At 69.4% G+C, this 19,306-nt stretch carries 20 protein-coding genes, 1 tRNA gene and 1 riboswitch; of the genes, 15 read left to right on the top strand and 6 right to left on the bottom strand.

What is annotated here, in order from left to right:
• The first annotated feature begins 57 nt into the window (after positions 1–57).
• The 7 genes from AOK08_RS29975 (at position 58) to AOK08_RS29945 (ending at position 6,346) form a co-directional block, all read left to right on the top strand.
• On the top strand, positions 58–669 hold the full coding sequence (locus tag AOK08_RS29975) for a DUF5819 family protein (RefSeq protein WP_241827141.1): 612 nt from the start codon (positions 58–60) through the stop codon (positions 667–669).
• Positions 659–1,804: an HTTM domain-containing protein gene (locus AOK08_RS29970; protein ID WP_107101083.1), complete on the top strand. Its 1,146-nt coding sequence runs from the start codon at positions 659–661 to the stop codon at positions 1,802–1,804. Before AOK08_RS29975 ends, AOK08_RS29970 begins: the two co-directional genes overlap by 11 nt.
• Positions 1,805–2,188: 384 nt before the next feature.
• A complete protein-coding gene (locus tag AOK08_RS29965; RefSeq protein ID WP_055531862.1) occupies positions 2,189–3,175 on the top strand; it encodes an NAD(P)-dependent alcohol dehydrogenase in 987 nt (328 codons plus the stop codon).
• Between the two features lie 302 nt (positions 3,176–3,477).
• On the top strand, positions 3,478–3,681 hold the full coding sequence (locus tag AOK08_RS29960; RefSeq protein WP_055531870.1) for a cold-shock protein: 204 nt from the start codon (positions 3,478–3,480) through the stop codon (positions 3,679–3,681).
• Between the two features lie 387 nt (positions 3,682–4,068).
• Positions 4,069–5,604 (top strand): DEAD/DEAH box helicase, encoded by a 1,536-nt coding sequence (locus AOK08_RS29955; RefSeq protein ID WP_055531861.1) that lies wholly within the window; start codon positions 4,069–4,071, stop codon positions 5,602–5,604.
• A gap of 53 nt (positions 5,605–5,657) precedes the next feature.
• Positions 5,658–5,993, top strand: coding sequence for a CBS domain-containing protein (locus AOK08_RS29950; protein WP_055531860.1), 336 nt, complete (start codon positions 5,658–5,660; stop codon positions 5,991–5,993).
• Positions 5,994–6,037: 44 nt separating this feature from the next.
• Complete coding sequence (locus tag AOK08_RS29945; protein ID WP_055531859.1) at positions 6,038–6,346, top strand: SCO5918 family protein; 309 nt, start codon at positions 6,038–6,040, stop codon at positions 6,344–6,346.
• Positions 6,347–6,562: 216 nt separating this feature from the next.
• Here AOK08_RS29945 and AOK08_RS29940 read toward each other — a convergent pair whose 3' ends face one another.
• On the bottom strand, positions 6,563–6,922 hold the full coding sequence (locus AOK08_RS29940) for a hypothetical protein (RefSeq protein WP_055531858.1): 360 nt from the start codon (positions 6,920–6,922) through the stop codon (positions 6,563–6,565).
• A 225-nt stretch (positions 6,923–7,147) separates the two neighbouring features.
• Between AOK08_RS29940 and AOK08_RS29935 the strand changes: the two genes are divergently transcribed.
• The gene (locus AOK08_RS29935) at positions 7,148–7,486 is read left to right on the top strand and encodes a MerR family transcriptional regulator (protein WP_055531857.1); all 339 of its coding nucleotides are present in this window, start codon (positions 7,148–7,150) and stop codon (positions 7,484–7,486) included.
• A 244-nt stretch (positions 7,487–7,730) separates the two neighbouring features.
• Positions 7,731–7,934 carry a cold-shock protein gene (locus AOK08_RS29930; RefSeq protein WP_055531856.1) on the top strand — a complete coding sequence of 68 codons (204 nt, stop codon included), beginning with the start codon at positions 7,731–7,733 and terminating at the stop codon, positions 7,932–7,934.
• Between the two features lie 196 nt (positions 7,935–8,130).
• Here AOK08_RS29930 and AOK08_RS29925 read toward each other — a convergent pair whose 3' ends face one another.
• A complete protein-coding gene (locus AOK08_RS29925) occupies positions 8,131–8,823 on the bottom strand; it encodes a GTP cyclohydrolase II (protein WP_055531855.1) in 693 nt (230 codons plus the stop codon).
• Between the two features lie 98 nt (positions 8,824–8,921).
• A complete protein-coding gene (locus AOK08_RS29920; RefSeq protein ID WP_055531853.1) occupies positions 8,922–9,440 on the bottom strand; it encodes a MarR family winged helix-turn-helix transcriptional regulator in 519 nt (172 codons plus the stop codon).
• A gap of 151 nt (positions 9,441–9,591) precedes the next feature.
• Between AOK08_RS29920 and AOK08_RS29915 the strand changes: the two genes are divergently transcribed.
• Both AOK08_RS29915 and AOK08_RS29910 read left to right on the top strand, forming a co-directional pair.
• Positions 9,592–10,731 carry a dihydrofolate reductase family protein gene (locus AOK08_RS29915; protein ID WP_055531851.1) on the top strand — a complete coding sequence of 380 codons (1,140 nt, stop codon included), beginning with the start codon at positions 9,592–9,594 and terminating at the stop codon, positions 10,729–10,731.
• Between the two features lie 126 nt (positions 10,732–10,857).
• Positions 10,858–10,931: transfer RNA gene (locus AOK08_RS29910), tRNA-Met, on the top strand.
• A gap of 59 nt (positions 10,932–10,990) precedes the next feature.
• Here AOK08_RS29910 and AOK08_RS29905 read toward each other — a convergent pair.
• Complete coding sequence (locus tag AOK08_RS29905) at positions 10,991–11,437, bottom strand: hypothetical protein (RefSeq protein WP_055531850.1); 447 nt, start codon at positions 11,435–11,437, stop codon at positions 10,991–10,993.
• Between the two features lie 408 nt (positions 11,438–11,845).
• Here AOK08_RS29905 and AOK08_RS29900 point away from each other — a divergent pair, with 408 nt between their 5' ends.
• From AOK08_RS29900 to AOK08_RS29885, 4 genes are all read left to right on the top strand, one after another.
• Positions 11,846–12,949: a helix-turn-helix domain-containing protein gene (locus AOK08_RS29900; protein WP_055531848.1), complete on the top strand. Its 1,104-nt coding sequence runs from the start codon at positions 11,846–11,848 to the stop codon at positions 12,947–12,949.
• Between the two features lie 263 nt (positions 12,950–13,212).
• On the top strand, positions 13,213–14,334 hold the full coding sequence (locus AOK08_RS29895) for a PP2C family protein-serine/threonine phosphatase (RefSeq protein ID WP_055531846.1): 1,122 nt from the start codon (positions 13,213–13,215) through the stop codon (positions 14,332–14,334).
• A gap of 272 nt (positions 14,335–14,606) precedes the next feature.
• A riboswitch (cyclic di-AMP (ydaO/yuaA leader) is annotated at positions 14,607–14,764 on the top strand.
• A gap of 11 nt (positions 14,765–14,775) precedes the next feature.
• Positions 14,776–15,852: a M23 family metallopeptidase gene (locus AOK08_RS29890; RefSeq protein ID WP_055531844.1), complete on the top strand. Its 1,077-nt coding sequence runs from the start codon at positions 14,776–14,778 to the stop codon at positions 15,850–15,852.
• 155 nt (positions 15,853–16,007) lie between these two features.
• Complete coding sequence (locus AOK08_RS29885) at positions 16,008–16,952, top strand: aldo/keto reductase (protein WP_055531864.1); 945 nt, start codon at positions 16,008–16,010, stop codon at positions 16,950–16,952.
• A 24-nt stretch (positions 16,953–16,976) separates the two neighbouring features.
• Here the strand turns inward: AOK08_RS29885 and AOK08_RS29880 are convergent, their stop codons facing one another.
• Together AOK08_RS29880 and trmB are read right to left on the bottom strand one after the other, a co-directional pair.
• The gene (locus AOK08_RS29880; protein WP_055531842.1) at positions 16,977–18,407 is read right to left on the bottom strand and encodes a PrsW family intramembrane metalloprotease; all 1,431 of its coding nucleotides are present in this window, start codon (positions 18,405–18,407) and stop codon (positions 16,977–16,979) included.
• Between the two features lie 68 nt (positions 18,408–18,475).
• Positions 18,476–19,270, bottom strand: coding sequence for a tRNA (guanosine(46)-N7)-methyltransferase TrmB (gene trmB / locus AOK08_RS29875; RefSeq protein WP_055531840.1), 795 nt, complete (start codon positions 19,268–19,270; stop codon positions 18,476–18,478).
• Between the last annotated feature and the right edge of the window lie 36 nt (positions 19,271–19,306).

Below are 19,306 nucleotides of genomic sequence, written 5' to 3'. Positions count from 1 at the left end.
GGCGGGGACCGGGGCGGGACAACTCTTCCGAGCCGAGGGCATGCGAAGCCTCCGCCCATCCTCCTGAAGGCGGGAACGAGCGCGGCTGTGGCCCTGTGCCTGGCGACAGCCCTGGTCCACGTTCTCCTGGTGTTTCTGCACGTGGCACCCTCGAACTCCCTTTCCCGGCAGTACAGCCGCCAGGTCGACGCGTGGGTGTTCCCCTTGTTCGAGCAGAACTGGCGGCTCTTCGCGCCGGATCCGGAGTCGGTCAACCGGCAGATCTCGGCAAGGACCATGCACACCACCCCGGACGGCAGGGTGCGGGTGAGCGGCTGGTTCGACCTGAGCGGCATCGACTACTCGGCGGTGAAGCACGACACCTTCCCGAGCCACACCGCTCAGAACATGCTGCGGCGGGCCTGGAGTTCGTACCTCGAAACCCATGGCGGTGACGACCGGCCCCGCTCGGAGCGGGCACTCATGGTGCAGCGATACCTGACCAACATCGCGGCGGACCGCGTCACCGACCACCGCGGCGGCACCTTCGAGTCCGTCCAACTGCGGGTGATCACCGTGCCCGTCGCCGCGCCGGCCGAGGAGCCCGGCCCCGGTGCGTCCGGCGCCGCGCCGAAGCCTGTCGAAACGCGGTATCTGCCCTGGTGGAAGGTGACCTCCCATGGAAACTGAGCAGGCACTCGCTCCGCACCGACGTATCCCAGATCGGGCACACGTAGGCCCGCCGCACCGCGTACTGGAGCGGGTCGGGGCGTTTCTCACCGTCCTGACCGAGCAGCCGATCTCCCTCTACGCCGCGGCCGTTCTGCGCATTGGCTACGGGTTCCTCTACCTCGTCTTCCTGCTGCGCGAGTTTCCGCACCGCGACGAGATCTGGGGGCCCGGGGCACCGTGGACGCCCGAGCTGGCCAGGCAACTGTTCGACCAGACAGGGTGGTTGAGCATCCTCACGCTGTCCGACAGCCGGCCGTACTTCGAGACCTGCTACGCGCTGGCCCTCGTCACGTCCGCGCTGTTCATGCTGGGCTGGCGGACCCGAGCGGTGTCCGTGCTGTTCGCGGTCGTAGTGGCGTCGTTCCACGCCCGTGCGATCTTCATGACCGACGGAGGGGACAACCTCATCCTCCTGATGGCCGTCTACCTGGTCTTCACCGCGTGCGGCCGACGCTGGTCCCTGGATTCGCGCAGAACCCGTAGTCAAGCCATCGCGGGAGAACGGGCGAGCAGTTCGACAAGCTCAGGAGCAGGCGGGCTCCGGTACCAACTGGGCATGTCTCGCCGGACCTTGACGGCCGTACTTCACAACTGTGGCATGTTCGTCATCGCGGCCCAGGTCTGCTTCCTCTACGGATCCGCGGGCCTCTACAAGGTGCAGGGCGGCTCCTGGGGCAACGGCACCGCCCTCCACTACGTCCTGAACCTTGACCTGTTCCGGCCCTGGCCCGAACTCTCCCTCCTGGCGGACGAGCACGATGTACTGATCGCCATCGCCTGCTACCTGACCGTGCTGGTGCAGGTCGCCTTCCCGTTCGTCCTGTTCGGACGGCTGAAATACCCGGTCCTGACCATGCTGCTGGGCATGCACCTGGGCATCGCCGTCCTCATGGGACTGCCACTCTTCTCCGGCGCGATGATCATCGCGGACGCCGTGTTCCTGCCGGACCGCTTCTACCGGGCACTGGGACAGCGGCTGCGGCGCACCAGCCGGTGGACACACTCCACGGAGGCCAGGGCTTCGTCCTGCGGGGAAAGGGCGCTCGTGCCCCCACAGCCTGTACCGGCAAGCCAGGACTCCTCAGCGGGGTGATACGGCAATTTCCAGGACCGCTTCCGGAGTGTGGGGGTGCCTGGAGCCGGCGGACCGGTTGCGGGCCACCTGCACTTGTCAGCGCCGTCCTCATTCTGACCCTCGGTGCCTGCGGTCAGCGGAGGGCCTCGGACTCGGCGGCCGGAGAGGGAGCCGGAGGCAGTTCCAGCGCCCTGCCCAGCGTGCCTGGAGCCTCTCCGTCCAACGGCCCGTATCTGGAGACCGGCTGCTTCGAGCCTCCCTACGGGCACTGAGCGGACCGAGGGAGGCACTATGCCTTGCCGCGGATCCCGGCTGTGCTTCTCCTGCCCCTACGGCACTTCCCTGATGTCCGGGCGGCAGGTCTCGCCCTAACCTGCCAGTACGGCGTGAGGGGGAGGAATCATGAAGGCGGTTGTCCAGGAGCGGTATGGGTCGCCGGATGTGCTGGAGGTTCGGGACGTGGACGCGCCGGTGCCCGGTGACGGGCAGGTGCTGGTGCGGGTGCGGGCCGCCGGGGTGAACGCGTACGACTGGCATCTCATGCGCGGTGATCCGTACGTGGCGAGGCTGGCGCTGGGGGTGCGTGCGCCTCGGGCTCGGATACGGGGGCGGGACTTCGCCGGTGAGGTGACGGCCGTGGGTCCGAACGTGCTCGGTCTGCGGCCCGGGGACGAGGTGTTCGGGGAAGTCGACGGGACGTTCGCGGAGTACGTCTGTGTCCCGGACGCGTGGGTCGAGCGCAAGCCCGCCTCCCTGACCTTCGAACAGGCGGCGGCCCTGCCGCTGGCCGGAACCACAGCCCTGCGCGGACTGCGCGACATCGGACAACTGCGGGCCGGGCAGCATGTGCTGGTCAATGGCGCTTCCGGTGGGGTCGGTACCTTTGCCGTGCAGGTCGCGAAGGCGCTCGGCGCGGAAGTGACCGGCGTGTGCAGTACGCGCAACGTCGAGCTGGTCCGGTCCCTGGGCGCGGACCACGTGGTCGACTACACGCTGGAGGACTTCACGCGGAAGGACTCTACGCGGGGCGGACAGCGGTACGACCTCGTCCTCGACCTTGTGGCCAACCACGGGATATCCGATCTCCGGCGTGTCCTCACGCCCACCGGGACGCTTGTTCTCGGTGGCGGGGGCCGGCCCGGGCAGTTTCTCGGGGCGCCCGTCCTCATCCTCAAGGGGCTGCTCCTCTCCCCCTTCGTACGGCAGCGGCTGCGCCCGCTCATCGGCCCGGCGCCCGACAAGGCGGTGCTCACGGCACTGCGGGAGCTGGCCGACGCCGGGCAGCTCGCCCCGGTGATCGACCGGACGTACCCGCTGAGCGAGGCACCCGAGGCCATCCGGTACCTGGAAGTGGAGCACGCCCGGGGCAAGGTCGTCGTCACGGTGTGACCGGGCGTCGGGCGTCGGGCCGGGGTGCGCCCGGGTGACAGGTCCTTCGTTGAGCCTGCTCCAATATCTGTGGCCGCGAGCTCAGATATTGGCGGAACGCACCGGCAGGTTATTTACCTCAATAAATAGCTGAGAGTTATTCAACGCTCGCCGGCCGTCGCAGTGTGCTACTGTCGATCTAAGTTGCAGTTGTGGTTCCCGAAATTTCAATTCCGGTCTTTTCCGGACGGGGCAATCATCGCGGCGACACGGAGTCTGCGCTGTGCCGACCCGTAAGCACTGCCCCCGAAGGAGATATGAACATGGCTGCTGGTACCGTGAAGTGGTTCAACGCTGAAAAGGGTTTCGGATTCATCGAGCAGGATGGTGGCGGCCCTGACGTGTTCGCCCACTACTCGAACATCGCCGCCCAGGGCTTCCGCGAGCTGCTCGAGGGCCAGAAGGTGACCTTCGACATCGCGCAGGGCCAGAAGGGCCCGACGGCCGAGAACATCGTTCTTGCCTGACGTCGACGCGTAGTCTGTAGCTGGGTCCCGCATCCCTCGGGGTGCGGGACCCAGCTGCGTGCATTTCTCGCGGTCGTTTCCGCCGCGTCATCCGTGAGGTCGCGGATTCGGATCGGATTCGGTTCGGGTTCGGGTTCGGGTTCGGTTCGGGTTTGGATCGGGTTTGGATCGGATCGAGGTGGATTCGAGGAGTTCGGGTCCCTGGCGGGTGTTCCGGGAAACGATCCGCATCGAGTGTCTCAACTCACTCAAGTCAATGTCTGAGCCTGCGTGAATTCACTGTCGGCCAGATTCGCTTTCGCATTCTTTCGGCCCATTCTTGCAATTCCCGCGCCGCTTTTCGCTGCGGAAATTCCTAGATGTGAGCCGCATCGAGGAAGGTTCCGCATGAACCGCACACGTACGAACGACCGTTTCTCCCGCACCCGTAACGGCGGTGCCGCCGCCGGACGGAGCGGTGGCCGATCCGGTTCGTCGACCGCCGGCCGCTCCGGTGGCGGGCAGGGCCGTTCCGGCAACGGCTATGGCAACGGTGGCAATGGTGGTGGCGGTGGCTACGGTCGCCGGTCCGCCGCGCCCCAGGGGGAGTTCGCTCTCCCCGAGACGATCACTCCCGCGCTTCCCGCCGTCGAGGGCTTCGCCGATCTCGACATGCCCAAGGAACTGCTGGCAGCGCTCAGCACGCAGGGCGTGACCGTGCCCTTCCCGATCCAGGCCGCGACCCTGCCGAACTCCCTCGCCGGCCGCGACGTACTGGGCCGCGGGCGCACCGGCTCCGGCAAGACCCTCGCCTTCGGGCTGGCGCTGCTGGCCCGTACGGTCGGGCAGCGCGCCGAGGCGAAGCAGCCGCTCGGGCTGGTCCTCGTACCGACGCGTGAGCTGGCGCAGCAGGTCACCGACGCGCTGACTCCGTACGCCCGCGCCGTCCGGCTGCGGCTGGCCACCGTGGTCGGCGGGATGCCGATCGGCAGGCAGGCCAGCGCGCTGCGCGGCGGCGCCGAGATCGTCGTCGCCACCCCGGGACGCCTCAAGGACCTCATCGACCGCGGTGACTGCCGACTGGACCAGGTCTCCATCACCGTCCTCGACGAGGCCGACCAGATGGCCGACATGGGCTTCATGCCGCAGGTCACCGCCCTGCTCGACCAGGTACGCCCCGACGGCCAGCGCATGCTGTTCTCCGCGACCCTGGACCGGAACGTCGACCTGCTGGTGCGCCGCTACCTCAGCGACCCGGTCGTGCACTCCGTCGACCCCTCGGCCGGCGCGGTCACCACGATGGAGCACCACGTGCTGCACGTCCACGGCGCCGACAAGCACTCGGCCACCATCGAGATCGCGGCCCGCGACGGCCGCGTGATCATGTTCCTCGACACCAAGCACGCCGTCGACCGCCTCACCGAGCAGCTCCTGAACAGCGGGGTGCGGGCCGCCGCGCTGCACGGCGGGAAGTCGCAGCCGCAGCGCACCCGTACGTTGACGCAGTTCAAGAGCGGGCACGTCAACGTGCTGGTGGCGACCAATGTCGCGGCGCGCGGCATCCACGTCGACAACCTCGACCTCGTCGTCAACGTCGACCCGCCGACCGACCACAAGGACTACCTCCACCGTGGCGGCCGGACCGCCCGCGCCGGTGAGTCGGGCAGCGTCGTCACCCTGGTCACCCCGAACCAGCGTCGCGACATGACCCGCCTGATGGCGGCGGCCGGCATCGTCCCGCAGACCACCCGGGTCCGCGCCGGCGAAGAGGCCCTGCACCGCATCACCGGCGCCCAGGCGCCCTCGGGCATCCCGGTCGTCATCAAGGCACCGGTGGTCGAGCGGCCCAAGAAGCGCGGCGCCACCTCACGCGGCCGTCGCCGCCCCGCCTCGGCGGCCGGCCGTACGCCCGCACGTCGGCCGGGCGTCGCCACGGCCGCGTAGCACCCGACCGGGCACGAAGCCGTCCCACATCCACTCTCCGCAGGAGGCACTCTTTGCCGCTGGTCCAGATGCACCCCCGCCCGGCGACCGCCGACCCCGCGCACAGCACGGCGGCCGACGTCATGTCGTACGAGACCGGACCGCAGGTCTCGTACGACATGACCGTGGAGGTGGCGCTGTCCGTCAGCGCCGCCGCCGGGGCGGGGCATCTGGTCCTGCGCGACGAGGACGGCGAGTACGTGGGTCTGGTGACCCGGGCCCGGCTCGCCGCCGTCCGGGACAGCAGCGGCTACACGGACCGTGTCCGCCTGAGCGACATCACCGCCGACAGTGGTGATGTCCTGGGCGTGCCCCCGGGTGTCCGCCCCGTCCTTCCCCTGGCCGGCTGAACCGCCCCGGCCTTTCTCCCCGTCTCTTCTTCCTGTGAGGCATCATGCGCTGTGTCATCGCACGCTTCCCGTTCGACCTGACCAAGAGCGGTGTGCTGGAGTCGATGAAGGGCGTCAAGCCCGAGCCGGTCACCGGTGAGTCCGTGGTCGTCGGGCGGCGCCGCTACCCCGCCAAGCAGGTCGGGCAGGTCGTCACCCGCCAGGATCCCCGCGATTTCAGCGCGGGCGAGGTCGTACGGGCGATGACCCGGCTCGGCTTCACCTGCGGCACCCTTCCGCCGGTCGAACCGGTGAGTGCCGAGAGCCCGTTCGAGCGGGCTTCGGCGCTGCTCGGCAACCCGGTCTCCGTCTGACCGACGACCGGACGAGCAAGACCGGACGAGCAAGGCCGGACGAGCAAGACCGGACGAGCAAGGCCGGACGAGCAAGGCCGGACGAGCAAGGCCGGACGAGCAAGGCCGGACGAGCAAGGTCGGACGAGCAACGCCGACAAGCAACGCCGGACATGTCAGCGAGGGCCCCATCGGCACGTGCCGATGGGGCCCTCACTGACATGTCCGGTCGGTGGCTCAGTTGTCCGAGTAGCGGAAGTCGCCCACGGTCCAGGCGCTGACGTCCTCGATGGCGATGCGGTACATGCCTCCCGTCTCCGGGATGCCCACCGTGCCCTGGAGGATGCGGGCGACATGGAAGTGCAGATGTGTGGGCGGCCCGTCCCTCTTGGCGGGGGCTTCGAAGACGGCGGAGAAGTCGCTGAGCTGTGCGGAGTCCGTCAGGACCTCCGACACCCGCTGGCGCCACACGGATTCGGGGGCCAGTCGACCGGTGATGACCGCACCACCGGTGACCACGGTCAGGGACATCTGGTTGCTCCGCCCGGACTCCACGAGGGCTGCGATGTCAACGATCAGGTCGTCAGGCTTCGGCATGGCACCGGAGTCTATGCAACGGCAGCTCCGGGCGGCTGGGACAGTCGTGTCACGCCTTGGTACGGGAGCCGTTCGCGGACCGGCCCAGGCGGATTACCTCATCGTCGGGCCCACCAAAATCTATGCTGGCCGGAGTAGACATTGGAGACCCGGATCATTACTGTCGCGAGCAGTCGCGGTGTGCGGTTGCAGTGGGCGGTTGCGGTGTTCCACAAGAGAGGTGAGATGACAGCAGACGAGTCGCTGGGCCGTCTTGACGACGACGACTACCCCGCCTACACGATGGGCCGGGCCGCCGAGATGCTCAGTACCACTCCCGGTTTCCTCCGGGCCCTCGGCGAGGCACGACTGATCACACCGCTGCGTTCCGAGGGCGGACACCGCCGCTACTCCCGCTACCAACTGCGCATCGCGGCCCGCGCGCGTGAACTCGTCGACCGGGGCACCCCGATCGACGCCGCCTGCCGGATCATCATCCTTGAGGACCAGCTCGAAGAAGCCCAGCGCCTCAACGCCGAATACCGCCGCGCCGACAAATCAGCCAATCCGCCGAACGCGAGCTGAATTGAGCGTGCCCGTCGGCCCACCGAGCCATCACCCACGAGTACGGCCGGAATACTGAGCGGCGTTTTCTGTGGTGGTGGAGGGTGCGGAGGGGTAGCGTCTGTGTGAGCTGTCGTGGTTCGGATTTCCCCTTGCCCACGCCTTTGGTGTGGGCGCTTTGCTGTGCTGTGCCGCAGGGACCAGGGCGATCACCTCCGTCTGCCCCAGAAAGGGGTAGACGTTTCATCGACTGGAAGGCATGACTGTGGCTACAGGCACTGTGAAGTGGTTCAACGCGGAGAAGGGCTTCGGCTTCATCGCCCAGGACGGCGGCGGTCCGGACGTCTTCGCGCACTACTCCGCGATCAACTCCTCGGGCTTCCGTGAGCTCCAGGAGGGCCAGACCGTGACGTTCGACGTCGTCCAGGGCCAGAAGGGCCCCCAGGCGGAGAACATCAACACCGCCTGATCCTCGGGATCCTTGCGATCCCCGCGATCTCCGCGATCCTCTCGGTATCGCGGTGAACGTCCTGGGCCGCGCGGCGAACACCGCGCGGCCCAGTCGTCTGTCCGGGACCTGATCCCGATGTCCGGGACCTGATCCCGATGTCGGGGACCTGATCCCGATGTCCGGGAGTCGGCCCGGCCCGGCCTGTACCCGCCAGTCAGCCGACGCTCAGTTCCGTGCGGCCGGCGGGCCCGCCCGTGAGGCCGCCGTGTCCGCCGACACCGCCCAACTCGCCCAGCGGCAGCGTGTGCTGGGTCTGCAGGACCTTCGCGCGGAGGTAGCGGACGTTGGCCGGGGTGCTGAACACGCCTGTGGGGACGCGGTCGCGGACGTCCGTGCCCAGGGCCCGGAGCTGGTTGGCCTTGTCCGGGTTGTTGGAGAGAAGGTCCACCGAGGTGATGCCCAGGGCCCGGAGCATCTGGGCCGCCGCCGTGTAGTCGCGGGCGTCCTCCGGGAGGCCCAGCGCGGCGTTCGCGGCGTAGGTGTCGAGGCCCTCGTCCTGGAGGGCGTACGCGTCGAGCTTGTTGTAGAGGCCGATGCCCCGGCCCTCCTGGCGCAGGTAGAGCAGGACGCCCCCGTGCTCGGCGATGCGCTCGACGGCCTCGCGCAACTGGGGGCCGCAGTCGCAGCGGGCCGAGCCGAAGACGTCGCCCGTGAGGCACTCCGAGTGCAGCCGGACCAGCGGGGTGGTGCCGGGCGCCGGTTCGCCGAGGACCATCGCCACGTGCTCCTGACCGTCGGCCAGGCCGTGGAAGGTGACCAGCTCGGTGTCGACGCCGTAGCCGTCGTTGAAGCGCAGCGGTACCCGGACGCGCGAGCGCTGGGTGGCGGCGGCGGGGAAGTCGGGCATACGGGTCTCCCGGGTGGTCCTGAGCCTCTGGCACTCACATCTGCTTCAGTTTTGAAGCAGATGCTCACTTGGTGGCGACCCTACCTCATGCTTCAAAGTTAAAGCAACGGCGGATTCACGGACCGCCGAAGCCATGGCAGGCCCTCCGGCGCAGACTCCGCGTCGTCCCCCTGGAGCGCCCGCTCGATCCGCGTACCGATCTCCTCCAACTGGCCCACCTGCTCGGGGGTCAGATGGTCGAAGAGGGCGGCCCGGACCGTGGCGACATGGCCGGGCGCGGTACGTTCGAGCACCGCCATGCCCTCGTCGGTGAGCGCGGCGACGGTGCCCCGCTTGTCCCACCGGCAGGCCTCGCGCCGGACGTGACCGTCCTTCTCCAGCCGCGCCACGGCGTACGTCAGCCGGCTGCGCGTGATCTTCAGCCGCTCGGCGAGATCGGTCATCCGCAGCCGCCGCTCGGGCGTCTCGGAGAGGTAGGCCAGGATCGTGTAGTAGAGGTGCGGCATCCCGGCGTCCTGCTGGAGCTGCCGGTCGAGCGCGTCCTCCAGGAGGAGCGAGGCCGCGACGTACGCGCGCCACGCGCGCTGCTCCTCGGGGGTGAGCCAGCGGGTCGTCATGCGACCAGTGTAGGTTTGTTTAAAACTTGAACCAAGCGCCAGGCATCCTGAGAGCGCCGGACGTCCCGCGAGCCCCGGACATCCCGCCGGCGCCGGAAGAATCGCAGCGTCGCCGGAAGAATCGCAAGCGTCGCCGGAAGAGAGTGTCCCCATGCCCCTCCCGCACGTCCTGTTGTCCGCCGCCGTCTCCCTCGACGGCTACCTGGACGACACCGGCCCCGAGCGGCTGCTGCTCTCCAGCCCCGCCGACTTCGACCGGGTCGACGAGGTACGGGCGTCCAGCGACGCGATCCTCATCGGCGCCGGCACCATCCGCGCCGACAACCCGCGGCTGCTGGTCAACTCGCCCGAGCGGCGGGCGGCGCGGGTGGCGGCGGGCAAGCCCGAGTACCCGCTCAAGGTGACGGTGAGCGGATCGGGCGAGCTGGACCCGGCCGCCAACTTCTGGCACACGGGCGGCGGAAAACTCGTCTACACGACCGAGGAAGGTGCCGAGCGGGCCCGGCGGGCGGATCTGGGGGCCGAGACCGACATCGTCTCCCTGGGGCCGGGCGCCCTCGACTGGCGGGCCCTGCTCGAACACCTTCACGACGTACGGGGCGTACGGCGCCTCATGGTCGAGGGCGGTGGCACCGTCCACACCCAGCTCCTCCAGCAGGGCCTCGCCGACGAACTCCAGCTCGTCCTCGCGCCCCTCTTCGTCGGCGACCCGGCCGCCCCCCGCCTCTTCGGCCCCGGCGCCTACCAGGGTGGCCGGCTCCGGCTCACGGAGACCCGGCGTATCGAGGACGTCGTCCTCATGACGTACGAGCCCACTGCCCCCGGCGCCGGCCCGCTCGCCTCCGCCGCCGACCGGCGCTGGCTCGTGCTGGCGTGCGAACTGGCGGAGCGGTGTCCGCCGTCGCGCACGGCGTTCAGCGTCGGCGCGGTGGTGGTCGCCGCCGACGGCACGGAACTGGCGCGCGGGTACTCCCGGGAGGGCGGCGACCCGGTCGTGCACGCGGAGGAGGCGGCGCTCGCCAAGCTCGACCCGGCCGACCCCCGGCTCCCGGCGGCCACCGTCTACAGCAGCCTGGAGCCCTGCGCCCGCCGCGCCTCCCGTCCCGCGCCCTGCGCCCGGCTGATCCTCGACGCGGGCGTACGGCGGGTGGTGACCGCCTGGCGCGAGCCGGACACCTTCGTGGTGGCGGCGGACGGGAACGGGCTGCTCGCGGACGAGGGCGTCGAGGTCGTCGTACTCCCCGAGCACGAGGAGCGCGCCAAGGCTCCCAACGCCCACCTCCTGGGCTGACGACGCTGACGAGGTCGGTGAGGTCGGTGAGGTCGGTGAGGTCGGTGAGGTCGGTGACGCTGATGCGTCGGCGGTTTTAACGTGGTGATCAGGGTCCCGCGGATGGCGTATAGTTGCATTCAACGGCGCGGGGTGGAGCAGCTCGGTAGCTCGCTGGGCTCATAACCCAGAGGTCGCAGGTTCAAATCCTGTCCCCGCTACTAAAGGCCCAGGGCCGGAAACCAGGAAACTGGTTTCCGGCCCTGAGTCGTTTCCCGCGTCAGGTGGTGCGGCGGTCGATTTCGAGCTGTACCGCGTCGCACGCGGCCCTGATGTCCGTCAGCGCGGCGCCCTGCTTCCTGGACAGCTCCAGGAGTTCGTCCAGGGTGACCCGCTTGCTCGTCAGCTTCTTGCCGAAACAGTCGGGCAGTACGGCTTTCTGGAAGATGTCTATCCGGGCGACGATCTCAGCGAACAGCAGATCGGGGGAGCGGCGTTCCGCCTGCTTGACCCGGCTGCGCAGCTCGGTCAGCAGGGCCAGGTCGGCCTTCTGGGCCGGCAGCGCCTCCAGCTTGCCGAGTACGACGACGACTTCGTCCAGCAGGTCGTAGTCGGGCTTGAGCCGTTGGGCCTCCGCGGCCTTCTTGCGTTTGCGCAGTTGCTCGACGGAGAAGTAGGTGGTGACCAGGAACGTGACCAGGCCGATCGCGGCGGTCCAGGGCATCATGGCTTGTCCTTGAGGAGACTTGAAGAGGGTCGAGGTTCTTCAGCGGGGCTCCTGGCGTGGCATCCCCGCTGAGGCTGTCGGTCGTCTCTCTCGCCGCCCCGTGCCGCGCACTCGGAGCGGGGCCCGGCTCAGAGGTTCTCCTCAAGTCAAGACCTCCGTGCATGTTCAAACCAAACGCGATATTCCCCTTCGAGGCAACGGCGAACTTGGGTCGCTGAGCGGGCGCTCGGTATGCGATCGATTATCGATCATCTGAATCTTCCGGAATTCATCGCCCACCGTTCGGGGAACGGCCCGGAGATATTCCAGCGTTGAACATTATCCGGGATTCCAAGATCGATTGGATTATTCGTATGTTCTGCGGAAAGAATGACGCTCTGTCAGTGAACTGTGCGGCGAGGGGGTCCCGTGGGGCGCAAGATGAATGTCCTGGAGGACGACGGACGTCCTCTGACGGCCTTCAGCATGGACCTCCGCAAGCTGCGTGAGCAGGCAGGGAACCCCACCCTGACGCAGCTCGCCGAAAGGTCCGGGTACAGCCAGCCTCGTTTATCGGAGTTGTTCAACGCCAAGAAGGTGCCCGCCGAGGACCTCCTCCGGGACGTCGTCACCACTCTTGGGGGCGACGCGGATCAGTGGGGTGAGCAACTGCGGCGACTGCGCTCGGAGGAACAGGCCTTCCACAAAGCGACAGCGGGGGAGGGCGATTCTCCGCAGGCCCACATTGCCCGCCTGGAACTGGAGAACAAAAGACTGCGCGAACTGACCGAGCAACCCGGCGTGGTGATCGCTCAGGCGCGCGCCGCACAGGAGAGCGCGAACCATCGGATACAGGCGGCGGTCCGTCTGGAACGCCGCGCGTCCAACCTGCTGAAGACGGCCCAGGAGGAATACCAGCGGCTGCACGACCGGGCTCCTGAGGCGGAGACGCGAGCAGCCGCGATCATCGCGGACGGGGCGGCCACCGCGGCCCGGCTCGAACTGCGTGGCCGGGGCCGGCACGAGCAGATAGTCGCCGAGGCGCACAGTCGTGCGGACGCGATCATCGCCAGAGCGGAACGCACGGCCCACGAAATGCTTCAGAACGCCGAAAACCGCACCAAGGACCACCGGGCCAATACCTACGCGTCACTGAACAAGACGCTCAAGGACATCGACCAGCTCCGGGTCGAGGCCGAGCAGGCCGTCCAGCAGGCGGCGTCCCAGCGGACCAGCCTGGAGCTGCGCGCCAAGATCGAGATCGAGCGGCTCGTACGCCAGGCCCAGCAGCACCTGGAGAAGGCGGGCGCCGGCGCGCAGGTGCAGGCGCTCGATGACCTCCTCCTGGACTTCAACATCGCGGGAAGTCATCCCGCCCCCCGAGGCCGGCACGCCCGCCAGGCCGCCCCCGCTCGCCAGGCCGCCCCCACGCGCGAGGCCCTGCCGGACAACAGCGGACCCCAGCTCGATCTGATCGCGCAGCCGCCACGCCCAAACTGGACGGGATGGGCCTTTCCGCAGCAGCGGCAGTGACTCGGGGCCACCTGAGCCGGCCCGATTCTCCGTGCCAATCATTCGTGAGGCGTTCCGGGGGTCCCGGAGTCCGGGGGTCCCGGAGTCTGGGTGTCCCGGAGTCCCGGTGGCCGGGTGTCCGGGTGTCCCGGTGTCCCCGAAGCTTCTTAGCCCGGTCGGTCCACCTGGCTCGCCCGCCGCGCCCGCCCCGGGAAACCTGGACGGGACGGACAGGCCGTACAGGCCGGAACGGACCGTGGTGATCCGTTGGGAGACAAGACGAGATGGGACGGTCGGAGGACTTCCTCGACCCGGCGGTGGGCGAGCAAGAGGCGAAGGCCGTCTCGCGGGTGCGGGCCCTCGTCCGCGTCCTGCCCGCGCTCCTGATCGTCACCGGGGCCGTCTACGACATCGTCACCCCGCGAGACATCACCGCCGTCCCCTTCTTCACGGCCGCCCCGCTCATCGCCGCCCCGCTCTCCTCGCTGCGTACGACGGTGGTCACCGGCGCCGCCGCCCTGCTCACCGAGTGCGTCGTCCACCTCCGCTTCGGGGCCGTCCCGGACCCGGACGCGATCACCGAGACGGTCACCGTGGCCACGGTCGCCGTGCTGGCCGTCGTCATCAACCGGGTCGTGCGCCGGGGCGACCGGCGCCTCGCCTCGGCCCGCGAGATCGCCGAGGCCGTGCAGCGCGCCGTACTGCCCGAGCCGGAGGCGCACATCGGCGGGTTCGAGGTCGCCGCGCGGTACGAGGCCGCCCATGAGGGTGCCTTCATCGGCGGCGACCTGTACGCCGTGCAGGACACCGCGTACGGCGTACGGGTGCTCCTCGGGGACGTGCGCGGCAAGGGCATGGGGGCGGTGGCGACCGTCGCCGTCGTCATCGGGGCGTTCCGGGAGGCCGCCGAGCAGGAGTCGACCCTGGAGGCGGTGGCCCAGCGGCTGGAGCGCGCCCTCGCCCGCGAAGGGGCCCGGCGTGACGGTCTCGAAGCCGCCGAGGGTTTCACCACCGCGATCCTCGCCGAACTCCCGCACGGCGACGGGATCGTACGCGTCCTCAACCGCGGCCACCCCCCGCCCCTGCTCCTCGCCGCCGACGGCACCCTGCGCACCCTCGACCCGCCGCTGCCCGCGCTGCCGCTCGGCATGGGTGACCTCGGCAGTTGGCCCGACCGTGTGGAGGACGAGCCCTTTCCCGGCGGCGCGACGCTGCTCCTGCACACCGACGGGCTGTCCGAGGCCCGCGACCGGCACGGAACCTTCTTCGACCCGGCGGCCCGGCTCACGGGCCGCGTCTTCCGCGCCCCGGGCGTCCTGCTCGCCACCCTCGCGGACGAGGTGCGCCGGCACTCGGGCGGCGGGACGACCGACGACATGGCGCTGCTCGCCATACGACGGGCCTGACATCGGCGCGGGCGCGTGTCCGGACGTAAGTTTCTCGTCAGTTGTCACCGAAGGTGAGTAAACGGTCCCTCTCCGCACAACATCTGACGCATAGTCAAGAGTCGGGGATCACATTTAGCATGGTCAACTCGCCCGTTTTTCACCGGTGGTGACCCGGAAAGTCCTCGGGAAAAGGATTAATGATCAACGAGAACAGCTTGGAATCATGCCTCCTGGTCTATTAACGTTCGATAACGCAGCGCGGTTGTCCCAGCCGTCACAAGAGGCGGCTCCGTGCGCACGCGCCGAATCCCGCAAGGGAACCGGGGAACCACCAACTTGGGGTGAATCGCTCGTCCGCCTCCGTGGCAGCACGGCAGGTATACGCGCGTAGGAGACCTTCCTGCTCCGAACCCGTCAGCTAACCCGGTAGGCGAGAAGGAAGGAAAGGAGCACGCCCACGTGGCGTCAAACCCGGCTGCACCTGAGGCCCCGTTCATGCCGAGCCAGCGCAACAGCGAGACCGAGGCGGGGAAGATCCCGACCTTCGGCTTCGCCGGCCGCCGCGCCGACGAGGGCCCCTGGGAGGAGTGGAATCCCACCGCGGACTCCACCCGACCTGTTCGCGGCCGGCACCGCGTAGGCAAGCAGCGTGGCGGAGGACTCGCCCGCAGCTCCACAGTTCTCGGCGTCGGCGTCATAGCCGCTGTCGGCGGGGCCGGCATGGCCACCGCGCAGACCGGCAAGCCGCCGGTCTCCATCTCCATGCCCGACCTGGCCTCCGTCGGCTCGCCCTTCACGTACGACGACTCGGACGACGAGCCCCAGGGCTCCCCCACCGCGCTCAGCACCGTCGGCGTCACCGCCGAGGAGACCCAGCAGGGCGCCGACGACGCGGGCGAGGCCCTGCTCTCCCGGATCATCCTCCAGGCCGAGCAGCAGAAGGACCAGGCCGAGGCCAAGGTCCAGCAGGCCGCCCAGGACGCCGCCGCGAGGAAGGCCGCCGCCGAGGCCGCCAAGGTGAAGCGCGAGGCCGCCGTGAAGGCCGCCGCCGAGAAGAAGAAGGCGGCGGAAGCGGCGGAGGCGAAGCGGGAGGCCGCGCGTCTCGCCGAGCTGGCCAAGGAATACACGCTGCCGGTCTCCTCGTACGTGATCACCTCGACCTACGGCCAGGCCGGCGCGCTGTGGTCCTCCGGTTACCACACCGGCCTCGACTTCGCCGCGCCCACCGGCACGCCGATCAAGGCCATCCACAGCGGCACGATCACCGAGGCGGGCTGGAGCGGCTCGTACGGCTACCGCACGATCCTCACCCTCGACGACGGCACCGAGCTGTGGTTCGCCCACCAGTCGTCGATCAACGTCAGCGTCGGCCAGAAGGTTGGCACGGGCGACATCATCGGCCGCGTCGGCGCGACCGGCAACGTCACCGGGGCCCACCTCCACCTGGAGGTCCACCACTCCGGCGACGCCCCCGACTCCGCCAGCGCGAGGCTCGACCCCGCGGTGTGGCTGCGGTCGATGGGCCTCAACCCGTAGGAGACGCGTTCCCCGATCTCCCTCCGGTAGTCCTGACCCTCCATGGGGTCAGGACTACCGGTTTTCGTCGTGCGTTCGGCGGTTCGTCCGGTCGTTCACACGAACTTCGTGAGCCGGCCGGAATCACGGCCTCCGTGGCGGGTGTTGCGATGAACATGACTGCTCTTCGTAAGCTCGGATCATCAGACCTAGAGGTCTTCCCGCTCGCCCTGGGCGGCAACGTCTTCGGCTGGACCGCCGACGAGACAAGCTCCTTCGAGGTGCTGGACGCCTACGCCTCCGCCGGCGGCAACTTCATCGACACCGCCGACGTCTACTCGGCGTGGGCCGCCGGAAACAAGGGCGGTGAGTCCGAGACCATCATCGGCAAGTGGCTCAAGGCGCGGGGCAACCGCGCGGACATCGTCGTCGCGACGAAGGTCAGCCAGCACCCCGAATACCCCGGCCTCTCGGGCACCAACATCAAGGCCGCCGCCGACGCCTCCCTGCGCCGCCTCGACACCGACTACATCGACCTCTACTTCACGCACTTCGACAAGCCCGAGGTGCCCGTCGAGGAGATCATCGGCGCCCTCGACGAACTGGTGACCGCGGGCAAGGTGCGGCACATCGCCGTCTCCAACATCTCGCCCGAGCGGCTCCAGGACTCCCTGGACTTCTCCGACCGCGAGGGCCTGGCCAAGTACGTGGCCATCCAGCCCCACTACAACCTGGTCTCCCGCGACACCTACGAGGGCCCGCTGCGCGACATAGCCTCCCGGACGGGCCTCGCCGCCGTCCCGTACTTCGCGCTGGCCTCCGGCTTCCTCACCGGCAAGTACCGCGCCGGCACGACGGTCGACAGCGCGCGTGCGGAGGGCGCCGCCGAGCACCTGGAGTCGGAGCGCGGCCGGAAGGTCCTGGCCGCACTGGACACCGTCGCGGCGGAACACGGGGTGGAGGTCGCCACGGTCGCCCTGGCCTGGCTCGCCGCCCGGCCGACGGTGGCCGCCCCGATCGCGTCCGCCCGCACGGCCGAACAGCTCCCGCCGCTGCTCGCGGTCGCGGAACTGGAACTGACGGAGACGGAGATCGCGAGCCTGACGGCGGCTTCGGCGTGAGCGGCGCCTGACGTCTGCCGACGGCTAGGAACGGTACGGGTTGTACGTGTACGCCGGGTGCGGGCTCGTCGGCCTGTACCCCTGTGGCCCGTACGGCTGTCCGGCGTACGGTTGTCCGGCGTACGGCTGTGGCCCGTACGCCGGCCAGGTCGTCGCCGGGTGCATGGGGCCCGGAATCGAGACGGGAACCGGTGCGTGAAACGGGACCGGAACCGGAGCCGTGACGTGGGCCGCGTGGTCCAGGGCCGGGCGGGCCACCGCCCTGCGCTGCCACAGCTCGCCCAGCAGCTCCCGCTCCCGGACGACGAAGTCGGCGCCCGCGCGGCCCAGGCGCCCCCGGTGACGCAGGAACGCGAGCGAGGTGGCGTACGCCTCGTACCGCGCGACCTCACGGGCGGCGGGCCTGCCCAGGTGACGGCGGGCGTAGTCCCGGGCCAGGCGCCGGGCGCGCATCGAGCCGAGGGCGTACGGCTCGGCCGGGATCAGCCAGCCGGCCAGCACATACGCCGGCAACTCGGCGCGCACGGTGCGCAGTTCGCGCTGCCGGGTCCAGATGACCAGCCAGGTCAGCAGCCCGAACGCGGGCAGCATGATCGCGGCGTACACCGCGATGAAGCCGTACTCCCCGAAGGTCGACGAGCCGTTCCACAGGGCGTGCATGCTCATCGCGAGGAGCAGCCCGGCCGGCGGAAACAGCACCCGGAGGACGCGGTGGCGCTCGCCCGACAGCGCGGAGATGCCGAAACCGATGCCGGTGAGGACCGTGAACAGGGGGTGCGCGAACGGCGACATGATGACGCGCACGAAGAAGGTCGCCGCGGTGACCGAGGCGATACCGCTGTCCCCGGTGAGCTGGTCGGTGCCGAAGGCGGTGCCGAGATAGAGGATGTTCTCGGTGAAGGCGAAGCCGGTGGCGGTGACCCCGGCGATCACGACTCCGTCGACGATCCCGGTGAAGTCGCGCCGCCGGAAGAGAAAGACGAGCAGTACGGCCGCGGCCTTCGCCGATTCCTCGACCACGGGCGCTATGACCGTGGCCCCGAGGGTGTCCGCGCCGGACGGGTCGGCGGTGGCCGTCGCTATCCATCTGGTCGCGAAACTGTTGGCGACGATCGCTATCAGGGCCGCCGCGCAGGCGCCCCAGGCGAAGGCGAAGAGCAGGTTCCGCCAGGGCCCCGGCTCGACCCGGTCCAGCCACCGGAACGCGGCGACGAGCAAGGGCACGGGCAGTACGGCGAGCCCGAGCCCGACCAGAAAGCCCTCGGTGCCGGTCTGCTGACGGACGAGGGCGAGGATGACGAGCCCGGAGAGAGCGAGCAGGCCGGCCGGCGCGCCGTACCGGACCGACCTCCGCTGCCACCAGTGAGCGTGCCGCGGCGCCCCGCCGACGGGACTGTTGGCGAGGCCGTCAGCGGGGTCGCCGGGGTGCGTCGGGTACGGCGGAAAGAGGGCCACGGCAATGACCCTAACGGCGGTTGCCCAACCCGTGCTTCTTGCTTGTGGCTACTTGTGCTTACTAGTGCTTACTTGTGCTGGACTCGGCGGAACAGCAGGTCGTTCACGACATGGCCCTTCGCCAGTCCCTGGCCCTCGAAACGGGTCAGCGGCCGGAACTCCGGACGTGGCGCGTAACCGCCCCCCTGCTGGGTGTTCTCGAACTCCGGGTGCGCGCTCAGCACATCGAGCATCTGCTCGGCGTACGGCTCCCAGTCGGTCGCGCAGTGCACGTGTCCGCCGGGCCGCAGCGGGCCGGCGACGAGGTCGAGGAACTCGGCCTGGATCAGGCGCCGCTTGTGGTGGCGCTTCTTGGGCCAGGGGTCGGGGAAATAGACGCGCAGGCCGTCGAGGGAGCCGGGGGTGAGCATCTCGCGGAGCAGGATGATGGCGTCGCCGTTGGCGACCCGGACGTTGGTCAGCCCCTGCTGGTCGGCGAGGTTGAGGAGATTTCCCTGGCCCGGGGTGTGCACGTCGACGGCGAGGACGTTGGTGCCGGGATCGTCGGCGGCCATCCTCGCGGTGGCCTCGCCCATCCCGAACCCGATCTCCAGTACGACGGGCAGGTCGTTCCCGAACAGCTCGCCCAGGTGGAGAGCGCGGCCGTCGATGTCGAGGCCCCACTTGGGCCACAGCCGCCGCAGGGCGTCACCCTGGCCGGTGGTGACCCGGCTGCGCCGGGGCTGAAAACTCCTGATCCGGCGCTCGAAATGGGACCCGGCGGGGTCGGCCTGCGGCCCGCCGGGGAAGCGGGCGGCGCCCTTGGCGCGGGCGGAAGCGGGGGTGGGCTCCGGGGAGCCCTCGGGGCGAGAGAAGTCAGACACAGTGCCCCCAATTTATCGCCCCCGCCGCCCCTTCCC

Source organism: Streptomyces graminilatus (genome assembly GCF_001418565.1).
In the GTDB taxonomy this organism is placed as follows: Bacteria; Actinomycetota; Actinomycetes; order Streptomycetales; family Streptomycetaceae; genus Streptomyces; species Streptomyces graminilatus.
The sequence above is the reverse complement of the archived record's forward strand: the minus strand, read 5'-3'. Positions and strand labels throughout refer to the sequence as shown.

Coding starts and splice junctions, on each gene's coding strand:
- AOK08_RS29925 (WP_055531855.1), bottom strand. CDS start 8,823: ATGCCCGACTTCCCCGCCGCCGCCACCCAGCGCTCGCGCGTCCGGGTA.
- AOK08_RS29940 (WP_055531858.1), bottom strand. CDS start 6,922: ATGCCGAAGCCTGACGACCTGATCGTTGACATCGCAGCCCTCGTGGAG.
- AOK08_RS29920 (WP_055531853.1), bottom strand. CDS start 9,440: ATGACGACCCGCTGGCTCACCCCCGAGGAGCAGCGCGCGTGGCGCGCG.
- AOK08_RS29935 (WP_055531857.1), top strand. CDS start 7,148: ATGACAGCAGACGAGTCGCTGGGCCGTCTTGACGACGACGACTACCCC.
- AOK08_RS29965 (WP_055531862.1), top strand. CDS start 2,189: ATGAAGGCGGTTGTCCAGGAGCGGTATGGGTCGCCGGATGTGCTGGAG.
- AOK08_RS29895 (WP_055531846.1), top strand. CDS start 13,213: ATGGGACGGTCGGAGGACTTCCTCGACCCGGCGGTGGGCGAGCAAGAG.
- AOK08_RS29970 (WP_107101083.1), top strand. CDS start 659: ATGGAAACTGAGCAGGCACTCGCTCCGCACCGACGTATCCCAGATCGG.
- AOK08_RS29945 (WP_055531859.1), top strand. CDS start 6,038: ATGCGCTGTGTCATCGCACGCTTCCCGTTCGACCTGACCAAGAGCGGT.
- AOK08_RS29960 (WP_055531870.1), top strand. CDS start 3,478: ATGGCTGCTGGTACCGTGAAGTGGTTCAACGCTGAAAAGGGTTTCGGA.
- AOK08_RS29905 (WP_055531850.1), bottom strand. CDS start 11,437: ATGATGCCCTGGACCGCCGCGATCGGCCTGGTCACGTTCCTGGTCACC.
- AOK08_RS29915 (WP_055531851.1), top strand. CDS start 9,592: ATGCCCCTCCCGCACGTCCTGTTGTCCGCCGCCGTCTCCCTCGACGGC.
- AOK08_RS29885 (WP_055531864.1), top strand. CDS start 16,008: ATGACTGCTCTTCGTAAGCTCGGATCATCAGACCTAGAGGTCTTCCCG.
- AOK08_RS29955 (WP_055531861.1), top strand. CDS start 4,069: ATGAACCGCACACGTACGAACGACCGTTTCTCCCGCACCCGTAACGGC.